The sequence below is a fragment of the Flavobacterium sp. LMO8 genome, from assembly GCF_009495755.1.
Lineage (GTDB): Bacteria > Bacteroidota > Bacteroidia > Flavobacteriales > Flavobacteriaceae > Flavobacterium.
Map to the genome: position 1 here is coordinate 116963 of NZ_WIBJ01000027.1, position 14527 is coordinate 131489.

Genomic DNA, 14527 nt, shown 5'->3' on the forward strand with positions numbered 1-14527 from the left:
TGGTTCAGAGCACCTCGTTTACACCGAGGGGGTCGGGGGTTCGAACCCCTCATCGCCCACCAAATTAAATCCTACAGAAATGTGGGATTTTTTTATACACCAAAATTTAATTTACAGGCCCTATTTAGTCTGCATTCTTCAGAGCCTGAATAAAGACAAGTTTTAAATTATATTATTAATTTAAAAAATACATGTTATTAATTTGAGATTAATAATAAAAAAAGCTTCGAGTTCCCTCGAAGCTTTCCAATGTTAAGGGTGAAAGACGGGTCTCGAACCCGCGACCTTCGGAACCACAATCCGACGCTCTAACCAACTGAGCTACAATCACCATTTGTTTTGCGAGTGCAAATATAGGGGTTTACTTCTATCTTGCAAAGATTTTTTTTACTTTTTTACGACTATTTTACTTTAAATCTCCTAAGCTATTGACTGCCAAATATCTTTCTACAGTAAAACCTTCAGCATATTCTACTCCAATTAGCCTTCCAAGGTCTTCAGCACGATATTTTACACTATCTAAAAATGTTTTTGAAGTAATTGGCGTAACTGGCTCTTTGGAGTTTGGATCATAAAATTGTGAACCGTACGCCAACACTGATTCCATTTTTTTATCCATAAATCCTGAAATATCAACCACAAAATCAGGTTCGATGTTTTGCCATTGAATGTAATGGTAGACTACTTTTGGTCGCCAAGCTTGTTGTTTTTCTCCGTTTAATTCGGTTTCAATTTTAACCAAACCTGATAAAAAACAAGCATCACTAACCAATTTACTTCCTTTTCCGTGATCTATATGTCTATCAGCAATTGCATTACACAACACGATTTCAGGACGGTATTTACGAATCATTTCAATTACTTTTGTTTGATGTGCTTCATCGTTTACGAAGAAACCATCACGCATATCTAAATTTTTACGAACAGAAACACCTAAAATTTCAGAAGCTTTTGCCGATTCCGAATTACGAATTTCAACCGAACCACGAGTGCCAAGTTCGCCACGAGTTAAATCGATAATCCCGACTTTCATACCAAGGCTAACTTCTTTGGCAATGGTGCCACTACAACCTAATTCTACATCATCTGGATGCGCTCCAAAAGCTAATATGTCTAATTTCATTTTTAAACTTTTATATTTTTTAAACACATAGAATCATAGATTTTCTTTGTGTTTATTTTAGTCGTTTCACTTAACATAGTCTGCATAGCATAGCATTTCTATGCAAACTATTTAAAATACAATGCCTTTCAAATTTTTCTATGTGCCTATGTGTTTACATTTTATTTTGAAACTAAAACATTTCGCATTGTCATGGATTTATTCTCGGTTTCAATGAATTCCTTTTCAGGGTTGCTGTCTTTTGTGATGCCACAACCTACGTAAATATTTACCACATCATTTTCTAGTTCTAAACAGCGTAAATTTACAAATAAATCGGTTTGATTGTCTTTATTGTATTCGCCTAAAAAACCAGCATAATATTTTCGATTATATCCTTCATTTTTCAGAATAAAATCGATGGCATTTTCTTTGGGTAAACCACAAACTGCTGGAGTTGGATGTAAGGTTTTTATTAAAGCATTCGCCTGAAAATCAGCAGTTAATTCTCCTGAAATAAACGATTTTAAATGTACTAAATTTCCAGCTTTAACTGTTTTAATATCAGAAACAATAAGGTTATTTACTTTATCTTTTACTTTAGATACAATATAATCCGTTACAAATTGCTGTTCTTCTATTTCTTTGGTTGCCCAAATTACATTTTCTGAATACAATTGCGTTCCCGCCAAAGCAACAGTTTCAAAGTGATTTTGATTGATTTTCACAAATTGTTCAGGCGTTGCTCCCATCCATAAACCAATTTTGGGATGAAAAAACAAATAGCGAAAAGCCGTTGGATACGTCGAAATCAAGTTCTGAAACGTTTCTATAATTGAAATTTGCTCATTTAAAACTATTTTACGAGACAAAACTACTTTATCAAATTCATCATTTTGAATAGTGGAAATTCCTTTGGAAACTAAATCTTCAAAAGCTGATTTTTGATTCGTTTGAGTAGTGAAATTTTCAGCTGATTTTTGCTCCAATTTTTCAAGATTTCCTTGCGAGAACTTATTCCCTTCAAACGGAATTACGATTTGTTTTCCTTCATGAAAAGGTATAAATACAAATCCGGCTTGACCTGAAAATTCAATAATTCCATCATTTTCTTGTGAAAGTAAATTCCAAACTATTTCATTTGGTTTTACATAACACACAAACGTTTTATGTTGCAATAATAAAGCTTGTATTTCTTCGAAAACTTGCATTATTGTCTTCTTGAAAGTATCATATTTGTCAATTTACAAAGCGAAATCAATTTTCCTTGTTCATCAACAATTCTAATTTCCCACAAATGTATACTTGCTCCTTTATGAACAATTTTAGCAGTAGCTGTAACAATTCCTTCTCGTTTGCTTTTCAAATGATTTGCCGAAATTTCAATGCCACGAATTTCTTGTTTTTCTGGATTAATAAACATTATTGAAGCTGCACTTCCAACACTTTCTGCTAAAGCTACTGTTGCTCCTCCATGCAATAATCCCATAGGTTGATGCACTCTTGGATTAACAGGCATTGTAGCGGTTAGGAAATCTTCACCTGCATCGGTGTAAACTATTTCTAAGGTATTCATTAAAGTATTTTTGCTCCAATCGTTACACAATTGCAGCATTTTTTCTCTATCAAACATCATAACTTTATTTTTTGTAAAATTAAGCATTCCGAATAGAATATTTCATGTTATTTAACGTTTTATAAATATTTGTACGTAACTAAAATTGACTAAAACAAAATAATTACCACATAGATACATAGTCCTAAAATTGAATTTAAAGGCCTTCAAACTTAACATTAGGAAACATAGCGCTATGCTATTCAATATTTGAACTAAAATGAACTCAGTCAAAAAGGTTATCTATGTTTCTATGTGGTTAAAACGAAAAGTTTATTTTCAAAAATTTAAATTAATAATTACATTTACCAAAATTAACACTACATGCGTCGTTTATTACTTTTATTACTTATAGGTTTTGCCGTTTCATTAACTTCATGCCGAAACGATTTTGATTTTGAATCAAGAACTGGTGGTTTGGAATTTTCTAAAGACACCGTTTATTTAGATACTGTTTTTACTGACATTGGTTCAAGTACTTACACCTTAAAAGTATATAACCGAAGTGATAAAAACATTTCAATTCCATCACTTAGATTAAAAGAAGGAACAGCATCAAAATACCGTTTAATGGTAGATGGAATGGCAGGTCAAGTATTTGAAAATGTAGAAATCTTGGCAAAAGATAGTATGTACATTTTTGTTTCCGTTACTGCCGAAGTTGCCGATGCAAATCCTACTGATTTTCTCTATACTGATAAAATTTTATTTGGTGATGAATCTAATCCAAATCACCAAAAAGTGGAATTGGTTACTCTAATTCAAGATGCTTATTTTATTTATCCTGGAAGAGTTCAAAATCCTGATGAATCCTATACTTATGATGAACTAAACTTAGGTGTTGATGGAGACGGAAATCCTATTACGATTCGTGGTAGATTTTTGGAAGAAACGAATCCAATCAATGGAAACGAATTACATTGGACCAATACCAAACCTTATGTCATTTATGGTTATGCGGCTGTTCCTTCAAACAAAACTCTTGTTGTAGATGCTGGAGCAAGAATTCACTTTCATGCAGAATCGGGGTTAATCGTTGCTAATAATGCTTCGATTCATGTGAATGGGACAAGTTCAACAACCGCAGCTTTAGAAAATGAAGTCATCTTTGAAGGCGATCGTTTAGAACCCGATTTTGCAGAAGTTCCAGGTCAATGGGGAACGATTTGGCTCACACAAGGTAGTACAAACAATCAAATCAAAAATCTAACTATCAAAAATGCTACAGTTGGGCTTTTAGTTACTGGAAACGATGGAACTCCTACTCCAACTTTAGATATCGAAAACACTCAAATTTATAATTGTGCTAATGTTGGACTTTTAGCTCGTACCGGTAACATTGAAGGAAGAAACATGGTTATCAATAATTGCGGTCAAGCTTCTTTTGCAGGAAGTTTTGGCGGAAATTATGAATTTACACATTGTACCTTTGCAAATTATTGGCCAAGTCCAACACATACAGCAGTTTTATTAGACGATTATGATGGAAATGCGATTTATGCACTTACCAAAGCGAATTTCAAAAATTGTATTATTCATTCTTCTAGTAATTTAGCCATTAACCTGAAAAAAGAAGGAACGACTTTTGTTTACAATTTTGACCATTGCTTAATCAAATTTGCTGATTTTAGTAATCAATTTACGAATAATCCGCTCTATGATTTTTCTAATGCTACGCTTTATGATACTTGCTTAATTGCTACCAATTCAACTGTTAATAATCCAGATTTTAAAGACGCTAGAAATAATGAATTAATTATTGGAGAAGATTCTGCTGCAAAAGGCGTGGCTGACAACTCTTATTCAACGTTCAATGATATTTTAAACAATCCAAGAATTGGAACTACAGATATTGGTGCTTACAATTGGACAACATTTAATTAAATATTAAAATTTTCAATAAAATAAAATAAATCAAAATAATTACATAATTTTGCAAAATCAAACTATCTGATATTTAATATTTTAAAATTTTTTTTCTAATAGTTTTAAATATTTCAAAAAATATTTTAATGAAATTATTTGTTTTGTTTTTTTGTTTTTTTGCAACTTCATATTCACAAGTAGGTATTGGTACTACTTTTATAGACGATGATGCTTTATTACAACTTGAAAGTACCAATAAAACTTTTGTTCCCCCACGAGTTACCACTACAGAAATGAACTTAATAAGTTCTCCTCTTGAAGGTTCCTTTGTATTCAATACAACTTTAGAAACACCTTTCGTATATATTAATGGAAATTGGATTGAATTTATAAGTAATAGAACTCCTACTTTACTTTTAAGAAGAAGTACTGGGATTTTTCCAACATCTTTAGTAAGTGAATTCCAAATACCATTAAATGCTTCTCATATCATTGAAAATGAATCATCTGTATATTCGGTTAATAGTGATGGTAATATCACTATTTTAAAATCAGGAATATATGTGTTTTCTGCCACTATAAGCACAAGTAATTTAGCTAGTGGTAACCGAAAATTTTATCTTAAATTATATAAAAATGGAATTCCTTGTGGAATACTTTCAAACACAAGTTTCACAATGCCTTCAACTGATTTTTGGGGAGGAAATGGCATTATAATAATTAATGCCTCTATAAATGATGTATTTGATTTAAGATATTTTTTAAATGAAAATAATGTAAATAAAAATATTGCCCTTATATCCTATAATATTACTAAACTTAAATAATGAAAAAGATATTAGTGTTGTTAATTTTATTGATTTCTTCAATAAAAAATCATGCGCAAGTTGCAATTGGAACCATAACTCCTAATAGTAGTTCTTTACTTGAATTAGAAAGTAACGCCAAAACGTTTGTTCCGCCAAGAATGAGTACGGCACAAATGAATGCAATCCCCTCTCCTTTAGACGGTTCTATGATATATAATACAACCGAAGATGCTATGTATGTAAAAACAAATATAGGATGGAAAAGTATGTTTTATGTAAATAATGACATTATATTATTAAATAAAGAATTTACACCTGGTAATAATGTATTAGCTACTTCCAATAATACATATTTTGATATACCTATAAATGCAAGTAGCATCATTCAAACAGACCCTACTACTTTTAGTGTTATTGGCGACGGTACCATTCAAATATTAAAAACTGGAGTTTATTCAATTGTTTCAGGATTGTCAACATCAAATTTACCTCCAGGAAATATTAAGCATATTATTGCTGTTTATGTAAATGGTGTTTTATATAATTATTTAGCAAGAGGAATCGTTAACAACATCACTACAGATGAATTTGGTTTTAGTGGATCAACGGGAATAACAGCAAATACAGGTGATATTATCAAAATTAGGTATGTATTAAATAATAACGGAACTCCATTAGATGCAAAATTTATTAATATAGGTGTTACAAGACTTAAATAATAAAATCTTACAGCTGTTCAAAAAGAACAGCTTTTTTTATTTTTAAAAACTCTTAAAACTTTGAACTTCTAACTTTTTGCAATAAATTTGCACTTTCAAACAACAACACAAAACATTCAAACAAGTCTTGACTTGTTCATTAAAACATAACTACAATGATTCATTTCTTCGGAAACCAATCCAACACCGTTTTTGCGGTACAAACGCAAAACGACTTATCGACTGAAGACATCAACAAATTAAATTGGCTTTTTGGCAATGCACATAAAATAGAAAAATCCGTATTGTCGGATTTTTTTGTTGGACCTCGTGCCGCTATGGTTACGCCTTGGAGTACAAATGCGGTAGAAATTACTCAAAACATGGGGATTTCTGGCATCATTCGTATCGAGGAATTTGAAAAAGTAGCTGCTGATTTTAACGATTTCGACCCAATGCTTTCGCAAAAGTATTCGGAATTAAATCAAGACATTTATACGATTAATATCCAACCAGAACCAATTTTGAATATTGAAGATATTGATGGGTATAATAAATCAGAAGGTTTAGCATTGAGTCCAGAAGAAGTGGAATATCTAAATAATCTATCCACTAAATTAGGAAGAAAGTTAACCGATTCTGAAATTTTTGCTTTCTCTCAAGCGAATTCAGAACACTGCCGTCACAAAATTTTCAACGGAACATTTGTTATAGATGGCGAAGAAAAACCAACTTCTTTATTCAAATTAATTAAGAAAACATCAGAAACCAATCCAAACGATATAGTTTCAGCTTATAAAGATAACGTAGCTTTTGTTAAAGGACCGAAAGTAACGCAATTTGCTCCAAAAAGTGCTGACAAACCTGATTTCTACCAAGAAAAAGAATTTGATTCTGTACTTTCTCTAAAAGCAGAAACACACAACTTCCCAACCACAGTTGAGCCATTCAACGGAGCTGCAACCGGTTCAGGAGGAGAAATTCGTGACCGTTTAGCGGGAGGACAAGGTTCGTTACCCTTAGCAGGAACTGCAGTTTACATGACTTCTTACTCTCGTTTAGCACCTTTCGACTCCGCTCAAGATGACAAACGTCCATGGGAAAACGGAATGGCAGAAAGACCTTGGTTGTACCAAACACCAATGGATATTTTAATTAAAGCTTCGAACGGTGCTTCTGATTTTGGAAATAAATTTGGACAACCTTTAATTACAGGTTCTATTTTAACTTTCGAGCACGAAGAAAACAATCGTAAAATTGGTTACGATAAAGTAATCATGCAAGCAGGTGGAATTGGATACGGAAAATTAGATCAAGCGATTAAAAAGAAACCTACGGCTGGCGATAAAATCGTTATTTTAGGTGGAGAAAATTATAGAATTGGAATGGGCGGTGCTGCGGTTTCTTCTGCAGACACAGGTGCTTTTGGTTCAGGAATTGAATTAAATGCTATCCAACGTTCGAATCCAGAAATGCAAAAACGTGCTGCTAATGCTATTCGTGGTTTGGTAGAAAGTGATAACAATCCAATTGTTTCGATTCACGATCATGGAGCAGGCGGACATTTGAATTGTTTATCGGAATTAGTAGAAGAAACAGGAGGATTAATCGATTTAGATAAATTACCTGTTGGTGACCCAACACTTTCAGCTAAAGAAATCATCGGAAACGAATCGCAAGAAAGAATGGGATTAGTTATTGGTGAAAAGGACATTGAAACATTACAACGAATTGCCGATAGAGAGCGTTCCCCAATGTATCAAGTGGGTGACGTAACTAACGACCATAGATTTACTTTTGAATCAAAATCGACTGGTGTAAAACCAATGGATTATGCTTTAGAAGATTTCTTCGGAAGTTCGCCAAAAACGATTATGACGGATAAAACCGTTGCCACCAACTATTCAGATTTAGAATATTCAAAAGAAAATATAGGAAGCTACTTAAGTCAAGTTTTACAATTGGAAGCAGTAGCTTGTAAAGATTGGTTAACAAACAAAGTTGACCGTTGTGTAGGCGGACGCGTTGCAAAACAGCAATGTGTTGGACCATTACAATTACCTTTAAACAATGTCGGTGTAATGGCATTGGATTTCAAAGGAAAAGAAGGAATTGCTACATCGATTGGGCACTCACCTATTTCGGCTTTAGTTAATCCAGTTGCGGGCTCAAGAACTGCGATTGGTGAAGCTTTATCAAATTTAGTTTGGGCACCATTAAAAGAAGGAATGAAATCGGTTTCCTTATCAGCTAACTGGATGTGGGCTTGTAAAAATGAAGGAGAAGACGCTCGTTTATATGAAGCAGTGAAAGGTTGTTCGGATTTTGCTATTGAATTGGGAATCAATATTCCAACAGGAAAAGATTCGCTTTCAATGAAGCAAAAATATCCAAATGATGAAGTAATTGCACCAGGAACGGTTATTATTTCAGCAGCTGGAAATTGTTCAAATATTACTAAAGTCGTTGAACCTGTTTTACAAAGAAACGGTGGCAACATTTACTACATCAACTTATCGCAAGATTCGTTTAAATTAGGTGGAAGTTCATTCGCTCAAGTTTTGAATAAAATTGGAAATGACGTTCCAACGATTCAAAATTCAGAATTCTTCAAAAAAGCATTCAACGTTTTACAAGATTTAATCAAAGACAGAAAAATTAAAGCAGGACATGATATTGGAAGCGGTGGTTTAATCACGACTTTATTAGAAATGTGTTTTGCAGATGATAAATTAGGAGCCTTAATCGACTTGACTTCTTTAGGTGAAAAAGATACGGTTAAAGCCTTATTTAATGAGAATATCGGAGTTGTTTTCCAAGCGAATGCTGAAGTGGAAGTAACTTTCGCACAACATAATATCGAGATTTTCAAAATTGGTTCAGCTACAGATGGTGATGCGTTTACCGTTATTAATGGTGAAGATAGTTTAACATTTAGTATTTCAACTTTAAGAGATACTTGGTACAAAACGTCTTTCTTATTAGATTCGAAACAATCTAAAAATGGAATGGCTCAGGCACGTTTTGATAATTATAAAAATCAGAAATTACAATTTACTTTCCCATCGCATTTTACTGGTAAATTACCTGTCATTTCGAGCGTAGTCGAGAAGCCAAAAGCAGCAATCATTCGCGAAAAAGGAAGTAACTCGGAACGTGAAATGGCAAATGCTATGTTCTTAGCCGGTTTTGATGTAAAAGATGTTCACATGACCGATTTAATTTCGGGAAGAGAAACTTTGGAAGACATTCAATTCATTGGAGCAGTTGGAGGATTTTCGAATTCGGATGTTTTAGGTTCGGCAAAAGGTTGGGCTGGAGCGTTTTTATACAACGAAAAAGCCAATACAGCGTTGAAAAACTTCTTCAAAAGAGAAGACACACTTTCAGTCGGGATTTGTAATGGTTGTCAGTTACTTATGGAATTAGAATTGATTAATCCAGAACACGAAGTTCATGGAAAAATGCATCACAATACTTCAAACAAACACGAAAGTGGCTTTACTTCGGTAACGGTTCAAAAGAATAATTCAGTGATGTTATCAACGTTAGAAGGAACAACTTTAGGAGTATGGATTTCGCACGGAGAAGGAAAATTCAAATTACCATATTCAGAAGAAAAATATAACATTGTAGCTAAATATGCTTACGAAGGTTATCCAGCAAATCCAAATGGTTCTGATTTCAACACAGCTATGATGTGCGATACAACTGGAAGACACTTAGTAATGATGCCACACATTGAGCGTTCAACTTTCCCTTGGAACTGGGCACATTATCCAGAACGCGGACAAAAAGACGAAGTTTCTCCATGGCTAGAAGCGTTTGTAAATGCTAGAAAATGGATTGAAAATAAAAAATAAAATAATAAGTATAAAAAAACAGCCTTCTTAAGAAGGCTGTTTTTTTATACTTATTTAATAGAATCATTTCTACTAATATAGGAATTAAGAAAATCTCCTTTAGGTTTACCTATATCAAAAGGACTCCATTTCGTAATCCATCTTGTTTTTTTTCTTGCTTGCTCTTTATCCATATTTTCATATTCAATTCTGTAAATAGCAGAATACATTTCGGCTCTTCCCACACCATGATAACAATGAATAAGTACCGGATAATTATCTGGATTATCCATAATCTTAAAAAAATAATCTAAATTATGTTTTTCTGGAACTTGCTTTGATCCGTTATTAAAGTAATTTACACCTTTAATCTTAGCGACTGCAGCTCGTTCAGATTTTAATTCCTCAGGAACTTCAGGATTATTAATTTTATCTTCTGTACCAGGAAAACGTAAATCTACTATACTTTTAATTTTATATTTTTTAACATAATTTTCAATTTCATTTGGAGGTATAACCCCAGATTTATATACTTTTCCATCAGAAATCGTTTCGAAATTATGATTGATATGCATTTGAAACACATAGGCACCAACCCCAACTAATACTACGAAAAATAATAATATTCCAATTCTTTTTTTCATTTTGTAATTATAATTTTTTATTAACGATTCTATTAAAATAATCTTGTAAAAATGCTTTGCATTTTAATTCTAAAGTATTCATTTCTGAATTTCTTTTACTAATTAAATTTTTTTCCAAACCTTTATCTGAAATATCGTAAAAACCTGTAGCTTTCTTTCCATCAAATGTACAAATATAATTTCCACTTTGAAATTGATATTGATTAGAAAAATAATTAATTACATATGGTGTTTCATTTGTATTACTAACTAAACTTCTACCCCAACTTCTGAAAGGTTTATTATATCCGATCATATCTAATATTGTTGGATAAATATCTATGTGCTGTACAATATCTGTTCTTTTACCTATTAAATTCTTTTTTGGATAATAAATTAATAATGGAATAGCAGAACGATTCACCACTTTTTTATATTCTGGATAAAATGTTTGATTACAATGGTCTGCAGTAATAATAAAAATAGTGTTTTCAAACCAAGGTTCTTTTTTAGCTTCCTCAAAGAATTTTTCAAATGCCATATCGGTATAACCAACACATTGATGAATAGGTAAATCTCCTTTTGGAAACTTATTTTCATATTTCTTAGGAACAATGTATGGTTCATGAGAAGAAACCGTAAAAATGGTACTGAAAAAAGGACCTTTCTTTTTATCCATAGTTTGTTTCATGAATTGAAAAAATGGTTCATCCCAAATTCCCCAAACACCATCAAAATTATTATCGTTGTTATATTCTGTTTTACCATAATAATGATCAAATCCTAAAATATTACCAAATCCTTGAAAACCCATAGAACCATTAGGCGCTCCATGAAAGAAAGAAGTATCGTAACCTTGACTTTTTAAAATTGAAACTAAAGATTCTACTTTTTGTTTTGCATATGGTGAAGATGTGTATGCATCTTTAAATGATGGAATTCCTGCTAATACAGAAGACATTCCATGAATAGATTTACTACCATTTGCATAAACATCAGTAAAAATCAAACTTTTCTTGGCTAGCCCATCAAGAAATGGTGTATAACTTACATAATTAGGAATTTGCTTTTCTTCATTAAAAGCTCCCCAATATTCTCTTCCATAACTTTCTGTAATAAACAAAACGATATTAGGCTGTGAATTTTCTTTTGTAGTATAAACCTTAATAGGTTTTATATATTGATTTACAATTTCATCAGAAATATTAAAATTAGTCTCTTTAAAACTTGTTTTTCCTAATGTTCTAATGATAGCAAAAGGAGTATTTAAAATGACATCAGCATGCTCAACTTTTGTAACATTTCTGTTTGCGTCAATCATGTTTAATGGTCTTGTACTCTTTTTGAAATCTCCTCTAATTCCACCTACCATTAACAAAAGAATTAAAACAACACCTATTTTAGAAAAAGTAAAATATTTAATTTTAGAATATTGAATTTCTTTATGTTGTACTCTAACTTTTTTGTACAAATAAATCCATAAGCAAGATGTAAAGAAAAACAATGCAAAAACATGCCAATAGCTCACTAAAAATCTAAAAAACATACTTCCCAGATTATTTTCATCTTTTAAAGAATCTAAAACAGCAATAGTTGTTCTTGCGTATATAAATTTATAATAAATAAAATCAATGAAATTTGTAGCATAAGCTATTAAATTGGTAATAAAATAAAGATAAAATATAAATTTTTGATATCCTGGTTTTGTATTTTTCCAAAAAGGTAAAATAGAAAATAAGATAAACAAAGCATTGATATACAAAATAGCCGTAGTATCAAATGCCAAACCTTGGTATACTAAATTAAAAAACTCAGAAATACTAGTAACTTTTAAAAGACTGAAGTTGTAAATTAGAAACAAAACTCGAGCTATAAAATAAAAAAAGTATACTAAAAGAATTCTGTAAAGTAATGTCTTGTATTCTTCTATTCGGAAAAAATTCTTCATATATTAATTAAACTAAGGTAAGATATTGCAAATTTACAAATAATAAATTGGATACAAATAATTGTTATGCATGCATAATAAATTACAAATCAATAAGTTAATACGATATCATTATCATATCAATAAAAAATTGCTTAATTAATTATATTTTCTTAATTTGCATCAATTAATAATTGCGAATTATGAACAATATTACACGCTTATTCGACTTTCCTTACTATCAATTAGAAAAGTATAATTTAAAAGATGCTTTAGTTACTAAATATGACGGAGAATGGATTAAAACATCTACTCAAGAATATTTAGACAAAGCCAACGCCATTTCTAGAGGTTTGCTTCGATTAGGCGTAAATAAAAATGATAAAATTGCTATCATTTCGTCTAATAATAGAACGGAATGGCACATTACAGATATTGGAGTTTTACAAACAGGAGCACAAACAGTTCCTATGTATCCAACAATTTCAGCCGAAGATTATGAATATATTTTAAATCACTCAGAATCGCAGTATGTTTTTGTTTCTGATGATGAAGTGTATGAAAAATTGCAAAGTATTAAAGCTAATGTTCCTTCATTAAAAGAAGTCTATTCTTATAATGATATTGCTGGATGCAAAAGTTGGAAAGAAATAATAGAACTGGGTGCTGATGCAGCAAATCAAGATGTTGTTGAAGATAGAAAAAATCAAGTCTTAACTACAGATTTAGCTACTATTATTTATACTTCTGGAACTACAGGAAGACCAAAAGGTGTAATGTTAACGCATCAAAATATTGTTTCCGATGTTTTAATGAGTGCTCCAAGAGTTCCATTGAGAGCTGGAGATACAAGAGCTTTAAGTTTCTTACCTATTTGTCATATCTTCGAAAGAATGCTAACGTATTTGTACCAATATTATGGTATATCGATCTATTTCGCCGAAAGTATAGAGAAAATTTCGGACAACTTAAAAGAAGTAAAACCACATGTAATGTCGGTTGTTCCTCGTTTATTAGAAAAAGTGTACGATAAAATTTATGCTAAAGGTGCCGATCTAACTGGAATCAAAAAAGCACTTTTCTTCTGGGCATTAAATTTAGGCATGGACTACAAACCTTATAAACAAAACGGTGCTTTTTACGAATTTAAACTTAAAATTGCTCGAAAATTAATATTCTCTAAATGGCAAGAAGGTTTAGGTGGCGAATTAGAATTACTAGTTTCAGGAAGTGCTGCGTTACAAAGTAGATTAACAAAAGTTTTCTGCGCTGCTAATATTCCAGTTATGGAAGGTTATGGTTTAACTGAAACTTCTCCTGTAATTTCTGTAAACGATATGAGAAATGGTGGTTTCAGAGTAGGATCTGTTGGAAAAGTATTAGACGGAGTTGAAGTTAAAATAGCTGAAGATGGAGAAATCTTATGTAAAGGTCCAAATGTAATGATGGGATACTACAAAGATGAAACTCAAACTGCTGAAGTATTAAAAGATGGTTACTTCCATACAGGTGATATCGGTGAAATTGATTCAGATGGTTTCCTAAAAATTACCGATCGTAAAAAAGAAATGTTCAAAACTTCAGGTGGAAAATACGTAGCACCTCAAATTTTAGAGAACACTTTCAAACAATCTAGATTTATTGAACAAATCATGGTTATTGGTGATGGCGAAAAAATGCCAGCCGCTTTCATTCAACCTAATTTTGAATTTGTTAGAGAATGGGCAACTCGTAATAACAATGCTAGTTTTGCTACTAATGAGGAATTATGTAATAGTAAAATGGTCATTGATAGAATCCAAGAAGAAATTGATGTTGCTAATGAGAAATTTGGTAATTGGGAAAAAGTAAAACGTTTCGAGCTTACTCCAGATGTTTGGTCTATCGTTGATGGACATCTTACTCCTACTATGAAATTAAAACGAAAAATCATTAAAGAAAAATATAACGACTTATATCAAAAAATTTACGGATAGAAATGCTAAAACCCACATTTCGTGGGTTTTGCTATTTTAAAATGTTAAATTTAAAAAAAAATGTCAAAA

10 protein-coding genes and 1 tRNA gene are annotated in these 14527 nt (G+C 31.7%); 5 read left to right on the forward strand and 6 right to left on the reverse strand.

Annotated elements, in window-relative coordinates; translation table 11 throughout:
- Positions 1-256: 256 nt before the first annotated feature.
- The 4 genes from GFJ94_RS04135 to GFJ94_RS04150 all read right to left on the reverse strand — a co-directional run bounded on the left by GFJ94_RS04135 (position 257) and on the right by GFJ94_RS04150 (position 2738).
- Positions 257-332 (reverse strand) — tRNA-His (locus GFJ94_RS04135).
- Positions 333-406: 74 nt separating this feature from the next.
- Positions 407-1123, reverse strand: a complete 717-nt coding sequence (gene bshB1, locus GFJ94_RS04140; RefSeq protein ID WP_153200325.1) for a bacillithiol biosynthesis deacetylase BshB1 — start codon at positions 1121-1123, stop codon at positions 407-409.
- Positions 1124-1284: 161 nt separating this feature from the next.
- Positions 1285-2313, reverse strand: coding sequence for an isochorismate synthase (locus tag GFJ94_RS04145; RefSeq protein ID WP_153200326.1), 1029 nt, complete (start codon positions 2311-2313; stop codon positions 1285-1287).
- Positions 2313-2738, reverse strand: coding sequence for a hotdog fold thioesterase (locus GFJ94_RS04150; protein ID WP_153200327.1), 426 nt, complete (start codon positions 2736-2738; stop codon positions 2313-2315). Before GFJ94_RS04150 ends, GFJ94_RS04145 begins: the two co-directional genes overlap by 1 nt.
- A gap of 303 nt (positions 2739-3041) precedes the next feature.
- On the opposite strand from GFJ94_RS04150, the gene GFJ94_RS04155 reads away from it, so the two are divergent.
- The 4 genes from GFJ94_RS04155 (at position 3042) to purL (ending at position 9953) form a co-directional block, all read left to right on the forward strand.
- On the forward strand, positions 3042-4601 hold the full coding sequence (locus GFJ94_RS04155) for a hypothetical protein (protein ID WP_153200328.1): 1560 nt from the start codon (positions 3042-3044) through the stop codon (positions 4599-4601).
- Between the two features lie 128 nt (positions 4602-4729).
- A complete protein-coding gene (locus tag GFJ94_RS04160) occupies positions 4730-5410 on the forward strand; it encodes a hypothetical protein (protein ID WP_153200329.1) in 681 nt (226 codons plus the stop codon).
- Positions 5410-6111 (forward strand): hypothetical protein, encoded by a 702-nt coding sequence (locus GFJ94_RS04165; RefSeq protein WP_153200330.1) that lies wholly within the window; start codon positions 5410-5412, stop codon positions 6109-6111. The genes GFJ94_RS04160 and GFJ94_RS04165 overlap by 1 nt, the downstream gene beginning before the upstream one ends.
- 155 nt (positions 6112-6266) lie before the next feature.
- Positions 6267-9953, forward strand: coding sequence for a phosphoribosylformylglycinamidine synthase (gene purL / locus GFJ94_RS04170; protein WP_153200331.1), 3687 nt, complete (start codon positions 6267-6269; stop codon positions 9951-9953).
- Between the two features lie 50 nt (positions 9954-10003).
- Here purL and GFJ94_RS04175 read toward each other — a convergent pair whose 3' ends face one another.
- Positions 10004-10576, reverse strand: coding sequence for a dual specificity protein phosphatase family protein (locus GFJ94_RS04175; RefSeq protein ID WP_153200332.1), 573 nt, complete (start codon positions 10574-10576; stop codon positions 10004-10006).
- A gap of 7 nt (positions 10577-10583) precedes the next feature.
- Complete coding sequence (locus tag GFJ94_RS04180; protein ID WP_153200333.1) at positions 10584-12503, reverse strand: LTA synthase family protein; 1920 nt, start codon at positions 12501-12503, stop codon at positions 10584-10586.
- 182 nt (positions 12504-12685) lie between these two features.
- On the opposite strand from GFJ94_RS04180, the gene GFJ94_RS04185 reads away from it, so the two are divergent.
- Positions 12686-14458 carry a long-chain fatty acid--CoA ligase gene (locus GFJ94_RS04185; protein WP_153200334.1) on the forward strand — a complete coding sequence of 591 codons (1773 nt, stop codon included), beginning with the start codon at positions 12686-12688 and terminating at the stop codon, positions 14456-14458.
- Positions 14459-14527: the final 69 nt, after the last annotated feature.